Origin of the sequence: Desertibaculum subflavum (assembly GCA_003576705.1) — a bacterium.
In the GTDB taxonomy this organism is placed as follows: domain Bacteria; phylum Pseudomonadota; class Alphaproteobacteria; order Ferrovibrionales; family Ferrovibrionaceae; genus Desertibaculum; species Desertibaculum subflavum.
The window spans coordinates 51,305-70,142 of sequence record QOZS01000002.1 but is presented as its reverse complement, the minus strand read 5'-3'; the positions used below and the strand labels follow the sequence as shown (position 1 = coordinate 70,142).

19 protein-coding genes are annotated in these 18,838 nt (G+C 69.3%); 6 read left to right on the top strand and 13 right to left on the bottom strand.

Going from position 1 to position 18,838, the window contains the following annotated elements; all coding sequences use genetic code 11:
- Positions 1-2 precede the first annotated feature (2 nt).
- Positions 3-848, bottom strand: coding sequence for an NADPH-dependent oxidoreductase (locus DT074_RS01595; protein WP_119418048.1), 846 nt, complete (start codon positions 846-848; stop codon positions 3-5).
- Between the two features lie 168 nt (positions 849-1,016).
- Here DT074_RS01595 and DT074_RS01590 point away from each other — a divergent pair, with 168 nt between their 5' ends.
- Complete coding sequence (locus tag DT074_RS01590; RefSeq protein WP_119418047.1) at positions 1,017-1,226, top strand: dodecin family protein; 210 nt, start codon at positions 1,017-1,019, stop codon at positions 1,224-1,226.
- Positions 1,227-1,229: 3 nt separating this feature from the next.
- Here DT074_RS01590 and DT074_RS01585 read toward each other — a convergent pair whose 3' ends face one another.
- Positions 1,230-2,153 carry a GNAT family N-acetyltransferase gene (locus DT074_RS01585; RefSeq protein ID WP_119418046.1) on the bottom strand — a complete coding sequence of 308 codons (924 nt, stop codon included), beginning with the start codon at positions 2,151-2,153 and terminating at the stop codon, positions 1,230-1,232.
- A 59-nt stretch (positions 2,154-2,212) separates the two neighbouring features.
- Here DT074_RS01585 and DT074_RS01580 point away from each other — a divergent pair, with 59 nt between their 5' ends.
- Positions 2,213-2,434 (top strand): hypothetical protein, encoded by a 222-nt coding sequence (locus DT074_RS01580; protein WP_119418045.1) that lies wholly within the window; start codon positions 2,213-2,215, stop codon positions 2,432-2,434.
- On the opposite strand, the gene DT074_RS01575 is transcribed toward DT074_RS01580, so the two are convergent.
- The 4 genes from DT074_RS01575 to DT074_RS01560 all read right to left on the bottom strand — a co-directional run bounded on the left by DT074_RS01575 (position 2,435) and on the right by DT074_RS01560 (position 7,108).
- On the bottom strand, positions 2,435-3,823 hold the full coding sequence (locus DT074_RS01575; RefSeq protein ID WP_162914548.1) for an MATE family efflux transporter: 1,389 nt from the start codon (positions 3,821-3,823) through the stop codon (positions 2,435-2,437).
- Between the two features lie 52 nt (positions 3,824-3,875).
- A complete protein-coding gene (locus DT074_RS01570; protein ID WP_119418043.1) occupies positions 3,876-4,607 on the bottom strand; it encodes a class I SAM-dependent methyltransferase in 732 nt (243 codons plus the stop codon).
- On the bottom strand, positions 4,604-5,818 hold the full coding sequence (locus tag DT074_RS01565; RefSeq protein WP_119418042.1) for a BtaA family protein: 1,215 nt from the start codon (positions 5,816-5,818) through the stop codon (positions 4,604-4,606). Before DT074_RS01565 ends, DT074_RS01570 begins: the two co-directional genes overlap by 4 nt.
- 93 nt (positions 5,819-5,911) lie before the next feature.
- Positions 5,912-7,108 carry a CaiB/BaiF CoA transferase family protein gene (locus DT074_RS01560; RefSeq protein ID WP_119418041.1) on the bottom strand — a complete coding sequence of 399 codons (1,197 nt, stop codon included), beginning with the start codon at positions 7,106-7,108 and terminating at the stop codon, positions 5,912-5,914.
- Positions 7,109-7,265: 157 nt separating this feature from the next.
- On the opposite strand from DT074_RS01560, the gene DT074_RS01555 reads away from it, so the two are divergent.
- A complete protein-coding gene (locus DT074_RS01555; RefSeq protein ID WP_119418040.1) occupies positions 7,266-9,017 on the top strand; it encodes a DUF7846 domain-containing protein in 1,752 nt (583 codons plus the stop codon).
- Between the two features lie 13 nt (positions 9,018-9,030).
- Here DT074_RS01555 and DT074_RS01550 read toward each other — a convergent pair whose 3' ends face one another.
- The gene (locus DT074_RS01550) at positions 9,031-9,831 is read right to left on the bottom strand and encodes an enoyl-CoA hydratase/isomerase family protein (protein WP_119418039.1); all 801 of its coding nucleotides are present in this window, start codon (positions 9,829-9,831) and stop codon (positions 9,031-9,033) included.
- A gap of 87 nt (positions 9,832-9,918) precedes the next feature.
- Between DT074_RS01550 and DT074_RS01545 the strand changes: the two genes are divergently transcribed.
- The 3 genes from DT074_RS01545 to DT074_RS01535 are packed head-to-tail and all read left to right on the top strand — an operon-like array spanning position 9,919 to position 13,745.
- Positions 9,919-10,677 carry an SDR family NAD(P)-dependent oxidoreductase gene (locus DT074_RS01545; protein ID WP_119418038.1) on the top strand — a complete coding sequence of 253 codons (759 nt, stop codon included), beginning with the start codon at positions 9,919-9,921 and terminating at the stop codon, positions 10,675-10,677.
- 36 nt (positions 10,678-10,713) lie between these two features.
- Entirely contained in the window at positions 10,714-13,206 is a 2,493-nt protein-coding gene (gene hrpB / locus DT074_RS01540; protein WP_119418037.1) for an ATP-dependent helicase HrpB, read from the top strand.
- Positions 13,207-13,238: 32 nt separating this feature from the next.
- Positions 13,239-13,745 (top strand): flavin reductase family protein, encoded by a 507-nt coding sequence (locus DT074_RS01535; RefSeq protein ID WP_368744370.1) that lies wholly within the window; start codon positions 13,239-13,241, stop codon positions 13,743-13,745.
- Positions 13,746-13,748: 3 nt separating this feature from the next.
- Here the strand turns inward: DT074_RS01535 and DT074_RS01530 are convergent, their stop codons facing one another.
- The 6 genes from DT074_RS01530 to DT074_RS01505 are packed head-to-tail and all read right to left on the bottom strand — an operon-like array spanning position 13,749 to position 18,836.
- Complete coding sequence (locus DT074_RS01530) at positions 13,749-14,672, bottom strand: SMP-30/gluconolactonase/LRE family protein (RefSeq protein WP_119418036.1); 924 nt, start codon at positions 14,670-14,672, stop codon at positions 13,749-13,751.
- Between the two features lie 9 nt (positions 14,673-14,681).
- Positions 14,682-15,458 (bottom strand): class II aldolase/adducin family protein, encoded by a 777-nt coding sequence (locus tag DT074_RS01525; RefSeq protein ID WP_119418035.1) that lies wholly within the window; start codon positions 15,456-15,458, stop codon positions 14,682-14,684.
- Positions 15,459-15,512: 54 nt separating this feature from the next.
- Entirely contained in the window at positions 15,513-16,253 is a 741-nt protein-coding gene (locus DT074_RS01520) for an SDR family NAD(P)-dependent oxidoreductase (protein ID WP_368744369.1), read from the bottom strand.
- Positions 16,254-16,281: 28 nt separating this feature from the next.
- Positions 16,282-16,665 carry a DUF2937 family protein gene (locus tag DT074_RS01515; protein WP_119418033.1) on the bottom strand — a complete coding sequence of 128 codons (384 nt, stop codon included), beginning with the start codon at positions 16,663-16,665 and terminating at the stop codon, positions 16,282-16,284.
- A 10-nt stretch (positions 16,666-16,675) separates the two neighbouring features.
- Positions 16,676-18,154 (bottom strand): amidophosphoribosyltransferase, encoded by a 1,479-nt coding sequence (gene purF, locus DT074_RS01510; protein WP_119418032.1) that lies wholly within the window; start codon positions 18,152-18,154, stop codon positions 16,676-16,678.
- A 7-nt stretch (positions 18,155-18,161) separates the two neighbouring features.
- On the bottom strand, positions 18,162-18,836 hold the full coding sequence (locus DT074_RS01505; protein ID WP_119418031.1) for a CvpA family protein: 675 nt from the start codon (positions 18,834-18,836) through the stop codon (positions 18,162-18,164).
- Between the last annotated feature and the right edge of the window lie 2 nt (positions 18,837-18,838).

Sequence of the window (18,838 nt, the reverse complement as noted above, 5' to 3'; positions counted from 1 at the left end):
AGCTATTTCAACGGGAAGCCGAGCGCGGCCAGCGCGGCTTTCAGCCGGTCACGGCCGCGCAGCGCCGGGATCGTGCCGATGCGGGCGATCACCCGGCCAGTCCAATCGTCGTCGCTCATTTCCTGACGGGCGGAGAAAGCGGAGAGCCGGCGGTCGTATGCCGTGCGGTCCTCTGCCTCGCCCTCGGTTCGATATCGGCCGCGATGCAGGACCATGCTCTGCGGCAGGCGCGGCTTTACCTCGCCGGCCGCCGCGGCCTCCGCATAGCCGACACACAGACCGAACACGGCGAAGGCGCGCGGCGGCAGGTCGAGCAGCCTGGCCACGCGCTCCACGTCGTTCCTGAGCGCGCCGATATAGACGGTGGCAAGGCCGAGGGATTCGGCGGCGACCACCGCGTTCTGGGCCGCCATCGCCGCGTCCACCACCGCGACGGTGAAGACCTCCAGGTAATCAAGGCCGGCCAGCTCGACCTTGCTCTCCTGGCCGAGCCGCTCCAGGCGCGAGAGGTCGGCGAGCCAGACCAGGAAAAGCGGGCAAGTCTCGACATGCTTCTGGTTGCCGGCGATGGCGGCGAGCTCGCGGCGGTGCGCCGGGTCGGAGACTTCCACCACCGACCAGGTCTGCAGGTTCGAGCTGGTGGGGGCGGATTGCGCGGCGGCGACCAATGTTTCGAGCGTTCCCTCGGGCACCGGCGTCGGGCGGTAGCCGCGCACCGAGCGGTGATCGAGCAGGCTGGCGACGGTGGGATTCCACGGCCCTTCTGGCGGCAGCAGGTCGGCCCCATAGCGCGCCCTCAATGCCGCCTGCAATCCGGCCAGGTCGGCCCGGCTCGCCGTATCGTTCATCGTCCCGCCTCGCATCGTCAGCGCCCGCCATCGTGCTATATTGGCGGCCGGCAGGCGATAGTTTTGGTCATGCGCCTGCCGGGCCACGCTCATGCTTGCACTGCGTTACGAACCGGCGCCCGAGCCCGCTCGGCCGCTCCCGACGCAACCCTGCGAGAGGAGGCTTTGATGCCCGAGAGCGTCTACAAGATCGTCGAGGTGGTGGGATCGAGCCCCACGTCCTGGGAGGCGGCCGCTTCGGCTGCCGTGAAACGCGCGAGCTCCTCGCTGCGTGACCTGCGCGTCGCCGAGGTGGTGCAGCAGGACATCGTCATCGAGAAGGGCAAGATCAGCGCCTATCGCGCCAAGCTGAAGCTGTCCTTCAAGATGGAGGATTGAGCTTCACCGGGCATAGGTGCCGGTGAGCGACAGCGTGCGCCCGCCGAGCCCGAGCTTGAAGCGGGCGAGGCCGGGCGCCGCGCGCGTGTCGATGCCGCCGAGATCGAGCTGGCGCACGCCGGCATCGGCGAGGCGCGCGATTGCCGTCCACAGCATCAGGTTGGTGGCGGAGAGCTGCCGGCCCGCCTCGGTCGTGTGGCTGACATAGTAGGTCGCATCCGGCCCGTGGCGCAGGAACAGGCCGGCGCAGAGCGGCTGGTTCTTTGCCAGCACGGCGACGATCAGGGTTTGCGGCGGCCCGGCGGCCTGGACCAGCGCGCGCACCAGGCCCGGCTTGGGCAAGGCGATGCCGCGCTGCCGGCCGAGCACGGTATTGCGCTCGACCAGCCAGTCGAGAAGGCGGCCCCCCTTGGCGATGTCGAGGCGAAGCTTCTCGCTCTCGGCAGCCACCAGCCGGTTGCGCCAACGGCCTTCCATGCCGGCGCGGAGGGCTGCGGTGCCCTGGCGCAGATCCAGCAGCTGGGTGTGATAGCCGGTCAGCACGCGGCGCAGGCCGGCCGCCGTTACGGCACGGTGCATGTCGGCGCCGAGCTCCGGCATCAGGAGGCGAACGCGCGGGAAGCCCCTGGGGCATGCCGTCAGCAGCTCGCGCAGCAGCTCCGGGATCGCGGCGCTGTCGCCGGCAAAGGCGGGGCCGCGCACGCTCTGCACCACGTTCCACAGGCCGAAGACGCGGCGGGCGAAGAGCTGCGCGGACGCGGTGCCGCCGCCGGCCGAGACCCGTATGCGGCTGACGCTCTGGCCGAGCTCGGCCATCGCCTCGCCATAGGCCCAGGCCTGCTCGAGTGGAAAGAACGGCATCTCGGCGCCCAGGGCATTCCAGGCCAGGGCATCCCAGCGCTGCGGTCGATCGACGAGACGTTGCATGCGCACAAGGGGCGGGCGAGAGTGGCCGGCGAATCGTGATTCGTGCGCGAGCCTAAGCCATGCGTCCCCTGGCGTCGCTGCTGCCGCGACTGAGAACTGAGACGGTGCTCGGCATTGCCGCGCCGGGGCCGCGGCCGACCCTGTGGGCGGCCTGGTTCTTCGCCACCCGCTTTGCCGTGCCGGTACTGGCGGTATGCGCGGTGCTGGATGTGCTGGTCTATCTGGCCGGCCGGGGAGGCGACGGCCCCTGCCTCAGCCTGATCTGCTGGCTCGGCTACTGACTAGGCGGGGGCGATCCCGGCGCCGCGCGGCCGCCAGGAGCCGAGCGCGATCGAGCCGGCGATGATGCTGCCGTAGCAGAAGAGCCCGAGACCGACGAGGCCGAACAGGGTCTCGAGCCCGGCGCCGAACAGGGTCAGCGCGACCAGGCCGGCGCCGGCGCCGAGGCCGAGCCGGAACAACCCGGCGACGAAGGGCCAGGTCATCCGGCCGGCCCCCTGGCTGGCGAAATAGAGCGCCATGCCGAGGCCGAAGAACACGAAGGCGGGCGCGGCGTATTGGAAGTAGAGCGTGGCCGCGTGCGCGACCGCCGGGTCGCGCGTGAACACGGCGATGAACGGCGCCGGCCACAGCGCCAGGGTGAAGCCGACCAGGCCTGAGACACCGGCGGCCATGGCGCCGCCGATCCAGGCGGCGTGGCGGGCGCGCTCCCATCGGCCGGCGCCGACGGCGACGCCGACCATGGTGGTGAGCGCCGCGCCGACGCCGAAGGCGATCGGGATCTGCAGGAATTCCAGCCGGGCGCCGATGCCGTAGCCGGCGATTGCCGCCGTGCCGAACGGGGCCACCAGGGCGGTGACCAGCACGGTCGTCAGGTTGGCCAGCACGGTCATCACGGCAGCCACGCCGCCGACCGCGAGAATGTCGCGCGCCGGCGCCCAATGCAGCCGCATCGGCGCGCCGAGACGGAAGCCGGCCCCGCCTCGCACCAGCACCGCGCCCATGGCAACCAGCGCAAGGGCCTGGCCGGTCAGAATGGCGATGGCCGCGCCGACGAGGCCGAGCGGCGTGTGCAGGATCAGGACGAAGCCGAGGCCGAGCTGGAGCAGCGATCCCGCCAGCATGGCAAGGCCCGGCGTCCGCGTGTCGCCCGAGCCGCGCAGGATCACGCCAAAGGTGTTGCCGAGCCAGGTCAGCACCGCGCCAGCGAACAGGATGTTGGAATAGAGCAGGGCGAAGCCGATGGCCGGCCCGTCGCCGCCCAGCGCCCGGTAGAGCACCGGCCCGAGGCCGATGACCAGCAGCGTGAACAGAATGCCGGCAGCGATCGCGATGGCGATCGCATGCCAGGCGACGGCGCGCGCCCGCACCGCATCGCCGCCGCCGAGTGCCCGCGCCACCGCCGCCGCGACGCCGCCGCCGATGCCGCCGGTCGACATCATCTGCATCAGCATCATCAGGGGGAAGACCAGCGCGTAGCCGGCCAGCGGCTCGGTGCCGAGGCGCCCGATGAACGCCGTCTCGGCGAGCGTCACGCCGGCATTGACCAGCGTGACCGCTGCGGTGGGCGCGGCGAGGCGGATGATAGTGGGGACGATCGGCCCTTCGAGGAGAAGACGCGTGCGCGCATTGGCACCGGCCTGGACGGCCCCCGGCCGTGTGTCGTTCATTAGCTGCATATACACGTGACTGCGCCGACCGACAACGGAGGGCCGTGGCCGCTCAGCCGCGCTTGCGGCCGGCGAAGACGTAGTAGGGGACGGTCAGGCCCGGCAGGTAGGGCACGCGCCCGCGCCGCTCGCGCAAGCGCACGATCTCGAAGCGCGACAGCAGGTAGTCGAGCGGTGCCGGCGAGAGCTGCACGCCGTCATGGGCGAACCAGCGCGGCCAGAAGGCGCGGGTCGGCCAGCCATGGCGCGCGCGGTTGCCGCCCGGCGCCGGGCTGGAGACGAAGAAGTCGACGCTGCCGACCATGCCACCGGGGCGCAGCATCGCATGGGCGTTGTCGATGGCGGCCCGCCAATCGCCGATCATGCTGAGCGCATAAGCGAAATAGACGCAGTCGGCCGGCAATTCGGGCCGGAAGCGCGTGGCATCCGCTTCGACCACCTGCACGTTGGGACGGCCGGCCGCTCGCTCGCGCGCCACGGCCAGCAATGGGGGGCACAGGTCGACCAGCGTGACGCTGCGCAACCTGCCGAGCCGGTCGCCGAAAAAGTCCAGGTTGCGGCCGGTGCCGGCGCCGAGCTCGACCACCCGGCTGCCGGCCGGTGGCGCGAGATGGCGCACCAGTTCGGCGCGTCCGTGCAGCAGGCGCTCGCGGAAGCGGTCGTAGTCGCCGGCCTGGCCGGCGTAGAAATGCGCCATCCGTTCGGCTTCGCTGCCGGTGCGCGCCGCGCCCCGCAGCAGTTGGCCGAGCACCCGCAGATCGCCGGCGATCGCGGCGGCCTTCATGCCGGCAGGTCCGCGATGTGGAAGCCGGCATAGGTGTGCACGCGATCGTGGCGCTGCAGCCGGTCGGCGAGATCGGAATGGAAGCGGATCCGATCCATCAGCGGTATGGCGTGGCCGCCCTCGCGCACCCGGATCGACCGCAGATAGGCCGGCTCGGCATGGGCGCTGCGGAAGATGGCGCGGGCGCCGGCACCCGCACGGGCAAGGATGGCTTCCCATTCCTCGACCAGCGCCTGCGGCCGGTAGGTCGACATCCAATCCATGTGATCGAGCAGCACGAACTTCGTGATGCGCTCGTCGGTCGACTGCAGGAAGCGGGTCACCGTCGTGGTGTGCAGGCTGATGCGGTCGACCAGGCCCGCCTTCAGCGCCGCGAAATTGGTCGGGCGCAGATATTCCGGGCAGTTCGCCGCCGTGTAGTGGCCGCGCAGATAGAGGGTCCAGAAGTAGTTGGTCCAGATCGGCAGCCAGCTTGCGACATAGCCGATCGCCTCGCGCACGAAGCCGGCGACGCCGCCCTCGTGCTGGCGCTGCACCTCCTTGCGCTGGGGATGCGGCACGCCGAGCAGGCTCATGGTGAGCTGGCGCGACAGCGCCCAGTCGACCGGGCGGGTCCAGAGCTGCGGCGCCACGCTCGCCTCGTAGACGGCGCGCTGCTGCGCCAGGTCGCGGCATTCGAGCAGCGCCTCGATGCCGTCGCGCAGCTTGGGCCTGAGCGCGACATAGGCGCCGAAGCCGCGCGCGACCCGGCCCGACAGGCCGCGGTAGTAGAGGCCACCATGGCGGCCGCGTTCGGCGAACCAGGCGCCATGCCGGTCCCAATAGGCACGCGCGAAGGGCGTGAGCTCGCCGCGCAGACGGTCGCGGTAGAGATAGGCGAAGCCGGGATGGCGGCCGGTGCCGAACAGCGCGAAGAAATCGTCGAATGCGAGCTGGCGGATGCCCGCGATCTTCAGCTCGATCAGGGCGGTCTGGCGCGGATTGGCGTCGACGGCGTGGATGCGGGCCGGGCCGGCAAGCGCATAGTCGAGCGCATTGCAGCCGGCGCTGGTGATCACCAGCACCCGGTCGTCCGGCTGGAAATTCAGTGCCTGGCGGTCGACCGCCGGGTCTTCCCAGCAGGCGTTGTAGACCAGGGAGCGGGAATAGATTGCATCGAACAGCCGCTGGTCGAACCTGTCGCTGATCGAAAGCCGCGCCTTCACCACCATTGCCGGCCGTTACCGATTCGCTGCGTAAGATCGGCGACGGTTAGGCTGGCCGCATGACGTTGGGGTGACGGAAGCGAGTCAGATCGGTGAAGGTCAGGCGCGACCGAAGGCGCCACGGCCTCGCAGCTCGGCCCGGCGGGCGGCATCGAATCCGGTCCAGCCTTCGAGAACCTCGTCGGTGTGCTGGCCCAGGCTGTCGGCGGTGGCGCCGACCGAAGCCATCGGCGGGTCGGCGCGGAACGGCGGCTCCGGCACCCGGAACGCGCCCGCCTTGTCGTGCACGGTTGCGATGCGTTCGGCCGGCACGATCTCGCGGTCGTCCATCACCTCGGCGACGGTGCGATGGCGGGCGCAGGGCGTGCCGGTCGCCATCATCAGCCGCTCGATCTCCGCGCCGGGTCGCTTCGAGGTCCATTCCTCGAGCTCCCGCATCAGCTTGGTGTAGTTGCGCCGGCGCTCGACCGGATCGGCGAACTCCCGTCGCTCTTTCCAGTCCGGCCGGCCGGCCGCATCGGCCATGGCCTCGAAATTCTTCTGGGTGATCGGCGCGATGACGACGAATCCGTCGGCCGAGCGCACCGGCCGATAGGCGACGCGGCTGTCGTCCTCGCCGAACTGGGCCCGCTGGAACTCGATCAGCGGAAGCTGCAGCATCGCATCGATCAGCGGCACGTCGACAAGGCGCCCCTTGCCGGTGCGGGTGCGCTCCAGCAGCGCCGCCTGGATCGCACCGAAAGCGAAGGTGCCGGACAGGATGTCGGCCACCATCACGGCCGTGCTCTGCGGCTCCTTCTGGTCCGGCTGCAGCGCCATGACCGCGAGGTCGTAGCCGCTGGAAGCATGCACGATCGGCGCATAGGCGGGCCGGTCGCGCGCCGGGCCGCTCTGGCCGTAGCCCGAGATCGAGCACTGCACCAGGCGCGGATTGAGTTTCGACGTGGTGGCCCAGCCGAGGCCCAGCCGGTCGACCACGCCGGGGCGGAAATTCTCCAGCAGCACGTCGGCCTTGGCGACCAGGGCCTGCGCCGCCTCCCGTCCCGCCGGCGACTTGAGATCGAGCACCAGGCTCTTCTTGCCGGCATTGAGATGGCCGAAATAGGTCGAGCAGCCGTCGCGCACCGGCGCCAGGAGGCGGGTGAAATCGCCTTCCGGCGGCTCGATCTTGACCACCTCGGCACCCAGATCGGCGAGCAGCCGGCCGCAATAGGGGCCGGCGATCATCATGGTCAGGTCGATGACGCGAATACCGTCGAGCGGTCGGGACATGCGGTTCACCAGCGGCTTCTTCACCTTTCGCGTCACTGTACCAGAGCAAGGTGCCGATCCCGACCAGCGATCGATTACGCGGCGTTAGCGCCACATTTACCCTTCGATGCCCCAATGCGCGGCGACAGCGGCCCCGGACTCTCGGCCGCACTGGATCGCAATACAGCCGCGCGAGGAGGCCATGACGGGATCGCCATTCGATCTGGGGCGGACCGACAGCGACCGAGGTGCCGGCAGCCCGGCACTCACGGCGCTGTTCTGGCCGCTGGCGCTGCTCGCCGGCTATTTCGCCGTTGTCCAGGCGGCGCATGCGATCTACGGCTCGATCGCCTATCTCACGCCGATGGTCGGTGAAGTCGACCCCGTGCGCAGCCTGTCCCGCGCCGTCTACTTCCTTGCGGTCTTCGCGCTCACCTTTCCGCTCTGCGCGCTGATGGCGCGGCGCGGTTCGTCGCTTGCCGGAATCGCCGAGATTGCGCGTGCCTGGCTGGTGCGGCCCGGCTGGCGCAATTGGCAGATCGGCGTATCGCTGGTGCTCGTGCTGACCGCCGTCTGGCTGCTCCGCGCTTTCCCGAACTCCGGCGACGAATACAATTACATCTTCCAGGCGGAGACATTCCGCCACGGCCACCTCTGGGTGCCGGTCCCCGAGCACCAGGACTTGTTCGCCTTTTCCCACATCTTCATGAAGGACGGGAAGTGGGTGAGCCAGTATGCGCCGGGCTGGGGCGCAATCCTCGCCCTGGGCGGGACCATCGGGCTGCCGTACTGGATCATCAATCCTCTGCTCGCCGTCGGCTGCCTCTGGGCCGCGTGGGCCGTGGCGAAGCAGCGCGCCGGACAGGCCGCCGGCACGGCGGCGGTCGTTCTGCTCGGCCTCAGCGCGTTCTTCATCTTCACCTCGGCCTCGTACTTCCCGCACCTCGCCTGTGCCACTTTCGGGATGATCTTCTGCTGGCAGGCCGAACGCTATCGCCAGGCACCCGCGGTGCGGCCGGCCCTGGTGATGGGGCTCGCGCTTGGCGTCGTGGGCCTGATCCGCCCCTACGATGCGGTGCTGTTTGCCCTGCCGCTCGCAATTGCGACATTGCTGCAGCTGAAGGTGGCGCATCTCAAATATGTGCTGTTCGTGGCGGCCGCCGGCGCGCCGTTCCTGGTGGCGACATTTTTCTACAACTGGTCGATCACCGGCGATCCGCTGTTCCCGGTCACCAACTGGGGCTATCCGAGCTATCGGCTGGGCTTCAACCCGACCGACGAGGCCGGCCGCGACTTCACCTGGATCGAGACGGCGCATCATGCCGTCAGCCGCGTGGTCCTGCTCGGCGAATGGACCTCGCTTCCCTTCCTGGTCCTGTTCGTATCGTCATGGGCGCATCTTTGGCGGCGCGGCAAGCTGCAGCCGTCGGATTGGGTATTCCCCGTCTTCGTCGCCGGTTATCTGCTGGCCCCCGGCTTCGGCGGCAACCAGTACGGGCCGCGCTATTACTTCGCCGCCTTTCCGATGATGGTATTGACCTGCAGCACGGCGATCGCCGATTGGCTGGGCGAGCGGTGGTCGGAGCGGGAGAGCCGGTTCGGCGTTGCGCTGTTCGTCGCGCATGTCCTCGTGGCGCTGTCCGCATTCGCACCGATCGGTTACGGCGTCAGCCGGATCGTCGCCGAGCGCATGCATGTCTACGACCTGGTCGACAGCGCGAAGCTGGACCAGGCCGTCGTGGTGCTGAGCGCGCCGGTGGGCGTCCTGCATCCGATGGGTCCGAAGGATCTGACGCGGAACGGCATCGACCTCCAGGGGCCGGTGGTATACGCGCTTGCCCGGCCGGGCTGGGAAGAGGCGCTGCGCGAAATGTTTCCCGACCGGCGCATGTACCTGTACACCCGCGAGATCACCTCGGCCTGGGGCCGACTGACGCCGCTGCCGCCGGGCTGACGGGCCTGCGCGCTCAGGACGCCCAGTCGGGTGGCCGTTTGGCGAGGAAGGCGGCAATGCCTTCCTTCGCCTCCGGCCCCCGCAGCAGATCCATCAGCGAACATGCGCCGAAATCGAGCGCCTGCTCCACCGGCTGTTCCGCCGCGGCGATGACCAGCGCCTTGACCGCGGCGACGGCGCGCGGCGCGTTGCGGTGCAGGTTGTCGAGCAGGCGGCCGAGCGCAGCGTCGATGTCGGCATCGGGCGACAGGTGGTCGGCGAGCCCGATGCGCCAGGCTTCCGCCGCGCTGACGACCTCCGCCGATACGGCGATGCGGCGTGTCGCGCCTTGGCCGATCCGCCGCAGGACCGCCGGGATGATCTGGGACGGGATGAAGCCGTGCCTGGGCTCCGGCAGGCCGAAGCGCGCGCTCTCGGCTGCCAGCACGATGTCCGACGCCGCCGCCATCCCGAAGCCGCCGCCGACGCAGCTGCCTTCGACCACGGCGACGACGGCGAGCGGCAGGCGGTTCAACCTCTCGATCACGTCGCCGAACAGGCGATAGGCCCGCATGGTCGGGTCGTCGCCGGAGGCCGCCGGCGGCGGCGGATCGGCCATGGCGTTCAAATCGCCGCCGGCACAGAAATGGCCGCCGGCGCCGCGCAGCACCAGCACGCGTGCCGAGGCATCGGCGGCAACTCTCGCGACGGCATCGCCGATCTCGACCATCATCTCATGGGTCAGTGCGTTGCGGACCTGCGGGCGCTGGAAGGTGAGGCGATGCACACCGGCTTCCTGTTCCAGGCGGATATGGCGATAGGCGGCATCTGGCATCCTGGTTCTCGGCGATTGACGACTTCGGGCGCGGGTTTGATCATTCCCGGCGCGGCGGATCGAGGCAACCAGGCAAGGGAGGAGTGCATGCGTCTCAAGGATAAGGTGGCGATCGTCACCGGCGGTGCCCGCGGGCTGGGGCGCGCCTATTGCGAGGCGCTAGCCAAGGAGGGTGCGGCGGTGGTGGCGGCCGATCTGCGCGATTGCGCGGAAACGGTCGCCGCGGTGAAGGCGGCCGGTGGCAAGGCGATCGCGGCCGAGCTCGATGTCGCCAATGCGGAAAGCTGCGCCGCTGTGGTCGCCAAGGCGGTGCAGGCCTTCGGCACCGTCGACATCCTCATCAACAACGCGGCGCGCTACGGCGACCTGAAGGGCGGCAAGTTCGACCAGATTCCGGAAGCCGACTGGGATTCCACCATGGCGGTCAACGTCAAAGGCATCTGGAACTGCTGCAAGGCGGCGGTGCCCGAGATGAAGAAGCGGGGACAGGGCTCGATCGTCAATATCTCCTCGCTGGCGGCGGTGTTCGGCCTGCCCTTTGCGCTGCACTACACGACCTCGAAGGGGGCGGTGATCGGCCTGACGCGCGGGCTTGCCCGCGAGCTCGGCCGCGACTGGATCCGGGTCAACGCCATCGCGCCGTCGGCCGTGCTGACCGAAGGGACGACCGAGTTCATGGGCGACAAGCTCGAACGCGCCAAGCAGGTGATTGCGAGCGGCCAGACCCTGCAGCGCAATCTGGAAACCGGCGACCTGGTCGGCACCGTGATCTGGCTGGCGAGCGAGGAAAGCCGCTTCGTCACCGGCCAGACCATCATGGTCGACGGCGGCACGGTCTATCTCTGAGTTGCCGGCCGTCCCGGGCTCCGATACTCGGGGCGCATGACGCAAGATTCGTGGCCGCGGACCGGTTTGCCGGTTGAGGCCGTGCTGCCTGAACTGTTGCGGGCACTGGCGACGCGCGGCGTCGCAGTGCTGACCGCGCCGCCCGGCGCCGGCAAGACCACGCTGGTGCCGCTTGCCCTGCTGGCCGAGTCCTGGCTCGCCGGCCGCAAGGTTGTCGTGCTGGAGCCTCGCCGGATCGCGGCCCGCGCGGCGGCGCGGCGCATGGCGGCTCTGCTCGGCGAGACGGTCGGCGAGACGGTCGGCTATCGCGTCCGGCTCGACAGCAAGGTGGGGCCTCGCACCCGAATCGAGGTGGTGACCGAGGGCCTGTTCCTGCGCCGGCTGCAGGCCGATCCGGACTTGGCGGGGATCGGCGCCGTCCTGTTCGACGAGTTTCACGAACGCTCGGTCGACAGCGACCTGGCGCTCGCCCTGACGCTCGAGGCGCGCGGCGCCTTGCGCGAGGATCTGCGGCTGGCCGTCATGTCGGCCACCTTGGCGGCGGAGGCGGTGGCGGGCCTGCTCGGCGAGGCGCCGATCGTGCGAAGCGACGGGCGCCTCCACCCGGTGGAAGTGCGCCATCTCGACCGGTTGCCGGGCCCGCGCATCGAAGGTGCCGTCGCCGATGCCGTGCTGCGTGCGGTGGCCGAAGCACAGGGCGATGTTCTGGTCTTCCTGCCCGGGGCGCGCGAGATTCGGGCGACCCAGCGGTTGCTGGAAGCGCGGCTGCCGCGCGACGTGGCACTCTACCCGCTCTATGGCGACTTGTCCGCCGCGGAACAGGATGCCGCTATCGGCTATCGCCCTGACGGAAAGCGGCGGGTGATCCTGTCCAGCGCCATCGCGGAGACCAGCCTGACCATCGAAGGCGTACGCATCGTGGTCGATAGCGGCCTCGCGCGCGTGCCGCGCTACGACCCGGCGAGCGGCATGAGTCGCCTCGACACCGTGCGCGTTACCTTGGCCTCGGCGGAACAGCGCCGCGGCCGAGCCGGCCGGCTGGCGCCCGGCCTCTGCTACCGGCTCTGGCCGGAGGCGGAGAGCCGCGGCCTGCTGCCCTTCAACACGCCGGAGATCCTGAATGCGGATCTCGCGCCCTTGGCGCTGGAACTGGCGCGCTGGGGCGTGGCTGAGGCCGCCTCGCTTGCCTGGCTGGATCCGCCGCCGGCGCCGGCCCTCGCCGTGGCACGGGAGCTCCTGCGCGAGCTCGGCGCGCTCGACCGGGCCGGGCAGATCACGCCGCACGGCACCGTCATGCTGGAACTTGGGCTGCACCCAAGGCTCGCCCATATGCTGCTGCGCGGGCGCGAGCGGGGGGAGGGCTGGATCGCCTGCCAGATCGCCGCCCTGCTGGAGGAGCGGGACATCGCCCGCGGCTCGGGCGATGCCGATCTCCGGCATCGGCTGCTGGCGCTGCGCGGCGATCGCGCTTCGGTGGATCGCGGCGTCGCGGCTCGGGTGAGGGAAACCGCACGCGACCTCGCGCGCCGGCTCGGCATCCGCGACAAAGGTGGCGATGCGGCGGTGGCGGGACGATTGGTCTCTCTTTCCTATCCCGACCGCATCGCCCAGGCGCGCGGCGCGCCGGGCCGATTCCGCCTCGCCGGCGGGGGCGGGGCGGTGCTGCCGGCCGAGGACGCGCTGTCGCGCGAAAGCTGGCTCGCGGTCGCGGCGACGGATGGCGATCGGCGCGAGGCGCGTATCTTCCTGGCGGCACCGCTCTCGGCGGACGATATCGAGGAGCTGCACGCGGGCGGCATCGCCGAAATGCGCCGCGTCGCATGGGATGCCCAATCCGAAGCGGTGATCGCGCGGATGGAACGGCGGTTCGGCCAGCTCGTCCTCGCGCAGAAGCCATTGCCGGCGGCAGGGGAGGAGGTGGCTGCGGCAGTGCTCGGCTTCGTCCGGCAGGCCGGCCTCGACGTGCTGCCATGGACGCCCGAGCTGCAGCGCCTGCGCGCGCGGGTCGCCTTTCTGCGGCGCGTGGAGGGCGAGGCCACGCACCTGCCCGATCTCGGCGATGCCGCGCTGGCCGCGACGTTGGAGACCTGGCTCGGGCCCTTCCTCGCTGGCGTCACCCGACGGTCGCATCTCGCCGGCATCGACCTGGCGGCGGCGATCGACGCGCAGCTCGGCTATGCGGCGCGCAAGCATCTCGACACGGCGGCGCCCACCCATCTCACCGTGCCGAGCGGCTCGCACATTCCGGTCGACTATGGCGGCGAAGTGCCGGTGTTGGCGATCCGGCTGCAGGAGATGTTCGGCGCCAGCGCGACGCCGACGGTGGCCGGCGGAAGGGTGCCAGTCCTGCTGCATCTTTTGTCGCCGGCGCACCGGCCGCTGCAGGTGACGCGTGACCTTGCCGGCTTCTGGCGCGGCGCCTATGCGGAAGTGAGGCGCGAGATGAAGGGCCGTTACCCCAAGCACCATTGGCCGGACGATCCTCTCGCTGCGCCGCCGACCGCCCGTGCCAAGCGGCGCGGCGATTGACGGGCACGGCCGCCTTGGCCTTTGATGACAGAATGAACGCTTCGACAGAAGAGCTGGCGGTCTCCTTCCGGCTCGCCATGCGGCGCTTGGCGGCGACGGTCACCATCATCACTACCAGCGATGGCGGCATCCGGCACGGCATGACGGCGACGGCCGTCACCTCGGTCTGCGCCGACCCGCCTTCGCTGCTGTTCTGCGTCAACCAGTCGGCCAGCATCCATGCGCCGCTCAAGGTAGGTTCGCAGATCTGCATCAATCTGCTGAAGGCGGTGCATACCGAGCTTTCCCAGGTATTCAGCGGCAAGCTCGAAGGCGAGGCGCGCTTTGCGCATGGCCGCTGGGATGCGGGCGATTTCGGCGTGCCCTACCTCGCCGATGCGCAGGCCAATATCTTTGGCCATGTCGAGATGCTGATGGCCTATGGCACGCACAGCATCTATATCGCGCGCGTTACGCGGGCGATCGTGCATCCGGAAGTGGCGCCGCTGGTCTATCAGGATGGCGTCTATGCCACCGCGCGGCCCCTGCCGGTCGGATAGCGGCTAAGCCAGGTCCTGGTAGTTCAGCTTGAGGCCCGGCCGCTTCCAGCGGGTCGAGACGAGCTTGCCCGTGGTGGACAGCGTGACATAGGCCGTCTGCATGTCGGCGCCGCCGAAGCAGACATTGGTGGTGTAGAGATCCGGCATCGGCACCTGCTCGACCGACTTGCCGTCCGGCGAGACGCTGGTCACGCAGCCGGAGAACAGTGTCGCGACGCAGATATTGCCGTTCGCCTCGACGGCCATGCTGTCGAACAGCTGGTAGCCGGGCAGGCCGACGACGAGGCGGCCGCCCGTCGCCGAGGGCCAGGGCTGGCGCGAGATCCTGCCGGGCGCGACGATATCGAAAGCCCAGAGCCGCCCGCCCTGGGTCTCCGCCACGTAGAGCGTCTTGCCGTCGGGTGAGAGGCCGATGCCATTCGGCGTCAGCAGCGGCCAGATTGCCTCCTCGATCAGCGAACCGTCCGCCTTGGCGTAGTAGACGCCGCCGCGGTCCATCTCGCGGGAGCGCACCTTGCCGAGATCGGTGAACCAGAGGCCGCCATGTGCGTCGAACACGATATCGTTCGGGCCTTTCAGCGGCCCGTTCGGGCCCTTAGTGTAGAGGGCCTCCACCTTGCCGGTCTTGAGATCCACCCGCTCGATGCGGCCGCCGGAATAGTCGTCGGCCTGGGCGATCGGGCGGAGCCCGCCTTCGGTGGTGAAGCGGAAGCCGCCGTTGTTGCAGATATAGGCGGCACCGTCCGGGCCGATGGCGAGGCCGTTCGGCCCGCCGCCGGTCTTTGCCACCACCTCGACGCGGCCGTCGGGGCGCACACGGCTCAGGGTCTGGCGCTCGATCTCGACCAGCAGGATGCTGCCGTCGCGCTCCACCACCGGCCCTTCCGGAAAGCGCAGGCCTTCGGCGATCACCTTGATGTCGGTCATGGGCGCGTCTCAGCTCTTATAGGAGGGATCGATACGGTCGAGCATGCGGAGCAGCGCCGGCCATTCGCGCAAGGTCTCGGTGCCGATGCCCGCGGCACCGTCCTCCCATTGCCGCGCGGTGTGCTCCATCACCTCCGCTGCCGGCAGCGTGATCGGCCGGCCCATCTGCAAGGTGTCCATCTGAACCTGGCAGGCCTGCTCGATGTAGTAGAGCCGGCGGAACGCCTCGGCGACCGAGCGTCCCAGGGTCAGCACGCCGTGATTGCGCAGCAGCATCGCCTTGCGGGGGCCGAGATCGCGCACCAGGTCGCGCTTCTCGGCATCGTCCACGGCGAAGCCCTGATAGTCGTGATAGGCGATGCGGTTGTGGAACTGGAAGCCGGCCTGAGTCATCGGCACCAGCCCATCCTTCAGGCAGGACACGGCGACCACGGCACGGCTGTGCGTGTGGATGACGCAGACGGCATCGGCGCGCGCCTCGTGCACGGCGCTGTGGATGACGAAGCCGGCCGGATTGATCTCATGGGGGCTGTCGTCGACGATCCGCCCCTCAGGATCGATCTTCACAAGGTTCGACGCGGTAATCTCGTCATAGGCATGGCCATAAGGATTGATCAGGTAGTGGTGATCCTCCCCCGGCACCTTGGCGGTGGCATGGTTGTAAACGAGGTCGGTGAAGCCGAAGCGGTGGATCAGCCGGTAGCAGGCGGCCAGGTCGACGCGGACCTGCCACTCCGCCGGGCTGCATTTCAGCCGCTTCGCCGCGACGCCCGCGCTGCGTGCCATGATGCGCTTCCTCCCGTGTCGCTCGGCACAGCTTAGCCGAGGTTGCCGGCCGCGTCAGTGTGCTGCCGGGCGGTCCTTCAGCCACTCATCGGCCGCGACCCACTGGCCGTGCATGCCGGTCCGGTCGAGCGCCAGCGCGAGGAAGGCCTCGGCGACCGCTTCCGGCGGCGGCAATGTCATTGGATCTTCGCCCGGAAAGGCGGCGGCGCGCATCTTGGTGCGGGTCGGGCCCGGATTGATCAGGTTGACGCGCAGATTGGTCTGCCGCGTCTCGGCGGCGTAGATCCGCACCATGGCTTCCAGTGCTGCCTTGCTGGCGGCATAGGCGCCCCAATAGGCGGCGTCGTGCCGGGTAATGCCCGAGGTGACGAACATGGCGCGGCCGGCCGGGGCGGCCCTGAGCAGCGGATCCAGCGCCCGGATCAGCCGCCAGTTGGCGTGGACGTTGAGCGCGAAGACGCGTTCCCATTCGTCCGGCGGATAGTGGGCGAGCGGCGTGATGCGGCCAAGCATGGCCGCGTTGGCGACCAGAAGATCGATGCGGCCATATTTCTGATAGAGCGGGGCGGCGAGGCCGTCGATATCGGCGGTCTTGAGCAGGTCGAGCGGGACCAGGGTCGCGCCGGGATGGCCGGTCGCGCGGATCTGGTCGTCGATCTCCTCCAGGCCGCCGACCGTGCGGGCAATCAGGATCGGATGCGCGCCTTCGGCGGCAAACTTTACGGCGACCGCGGCGCCGATGCCGCGGCTGGCGCCGGTGATGACCGCGATCTTGCCTTCGAGGCGATTGCTCACGGCTGCACCCGGTTCAGGCCCGGATAGCTCAGGCATAGGCCTCGCGCCGCCGCCGGAAGGGGCGCGCCAGCAGGACGGCCAGCAATACGCCCACCAATGCGTAGGCGACGGCTTCCAGCGTCAACGGCACGGCCGGCCGATAACTGGCGAGGGTGTTCCACGCGATCTCCGTCTTCAGATGGCGAAAGAAGGCGAAGGGCCGGGTCAGCGCATCGGCCTTCGCCAGGGTATCGTGAGCGGCGGTCAGCGAAGCGACGCGTTCCGCCCTCTGCGGCAGCTGCCGCTCGATCAGTCGGGCCTCGTCCAGATGGCCGCCGAGGCGCTGCAGATACTGCTGCATGAACTCGGGGCCCTGGCAAAAGATCGCGGCGAGGAGACAGCACCAGGTTCCGAAGATCAGGTCCCGGATCACGGGGGCGGGTTCAGGCGCTCTCGGCGAGCAGCGAGAGCTGGGCCACTTCGCCGCCGAGCTGGTCGGTCAGCTCGATCGGATAGTCGCCGGTGAAGCAGGCATCGCAGAATTGCGGCATCTTGTTTTCGCGGCCCGGCTCGCCCATGGCGCGATAGAGGCCGTCGATGGAGACGAAGGCCAAGCTGTCGACGCCGATGAACTCCGCCATGCCGGCGACGTCGTGCTGCGCGGCGAGCAGCTTGGAGCGCTCCGGCGTATCGACGCCGTAGAAGCAGGAATGCGTGGTCGGCGGCGAGGCGATGCGCATATGCACTTCGCGCGCGCCGGCCTCGCGCATCATGTTGACGATCTTCACCGAGGTGGTGCCGCGCACGATCGAATCGTCGACCAGGATGATGCGCTTGCCCTCGATCATCGCCCGGTTGGCGTTGTGCTTCAGCTTCACGCCGAGATGGCGGATGTGGTCGGTCGGCTCGATGAAGGTGCGGCCGACATAGTGGTTGCGGATGATGCCGAGCTCGAAGGGAATCTTGCTCTCCGCCGCATAGCCGATCGCCGCCGGCACGCCGGAATCCGGCACCGGGATCACGACGTCGGCATCGACATGGCTCTCGCGGGCAAGCTCGGCCCCGATGCGCTTGCGTGCCTCGTAGACGCTGCGGCCTTCCAGGTCGGAATCAGGCCGGGCGAAGTAGACGTATTCGAAGATGCAGAACCGGCTGTGGGTGACGCGGAACGGGCGGTGGCTCTCCACCTTGCCGTCGCGCACGACGACCAGCTCGCCGGGATCGAGATCGCGCACATAGGTGGCGCCGATGATATCGAGCGCGCAGGTCTCCGAGGTCAGGATCGGCGCGCCCTTGAGCTCGCCCAGAATCAGGGGCCGCACGCCATAGGGATCGCGCACGCCGATCATCATGTCGTTGGCCAGGATGACGAGGGAGTAGGCGCCCTGGACCTGCTTCAGCGCGTCGATCAGCCGTTCGGTCAAGGTGCGGAACGGGCTGGTGGCGACGAGGTGGATGATCACCTCGGTGTCCATGGTGGACTGGAAGATGCAGCCACGGCTCACCAGCTCGCGGCGCAGCAGCTGGGCATTGGTCAGGTTGCCGTTATGGGCGATGGCGAATCCGCCGATATCCAGCTCGGCGAAAATCGGCTGCACGTTGCGCAGCACCGTCTCGCCCGTCGTGGCATAACGCACATGCCCCATGCCGTTGCGGCCCTTGAGCTGGCCCATCACCTCCGGCCGGCTGAAGCCGCTGCCGACATGGCCGAGCACGCGGTGGCCGTGGAAGCGCGCGCCGTCGTAAGTGACGATGCCGGCGCCTTCCTGGCCGCGATGCTGCAGGGCATGCAACCCGAGGGCTACGTGGGCCGCGGCCTCCTCAACCCCGACAATGCCGAACAACCCGCATTCTTCGCGCAGCTTGTCGTCGTCGAAAGGATTGCTCGTCAGGGCCTGCCGGGCGGGGGCGCGTCCGTCCATCGGGTACCTATTGGCTGCCGCGAATCAGGTTGTCGAGGGCGCGGCGTTCGTCGGGCTTATAGCCCTTCTCCCCCGCCGTGTCAGCCGACGGTGGGCGAATGGCCTCCCCCGCCCGACGCAGAGCTTCGGCGCCTTCGGCCGCATCCTTGACCCGGGCGCTGCCGGTGCCGACGGCCTTCTCGGTCTCGCGCCGGGCGCTTTCGGGCAGAATCCGGAGCAGGAGATTGCTGCCCTGCTCCAGCAGGGGCAGCGAGCGGGCGGTGGCGATCACCTGCGGCCGGTCGTCGCGGGCGACCAGCCAGGAGAACAGCAGGAAAGCCGCGGCGCACAGCACCGCGCCGCGGACGAGGCCGAACACGAAGCCGAGGGAGCGGTCAATCGGCCCGATCATGCTGTCGCGCACCCGCTCCGCGACGTAGTGGCTGAGGATCGACAGCACCACCAGCGCGACGATGAAGATGCCGGCGCCGGTCACGATGTCGGCGATCAGGGGCGAGGGGATCAGGCCACGAACATGCGGCCTGACGGGGTCGAACAGGTAGAGCGTGATGATGCCGGCGCCGACCCAGCCCGCCACCGACAGCACTTCGCGCACGAAACCGCGGACGAAGGCGAAAAAGCCGGAGATCAACAGGATGGCAATGACTGCAAGGTCGATAAGGTTGATCGGCAACGAGTCCATCC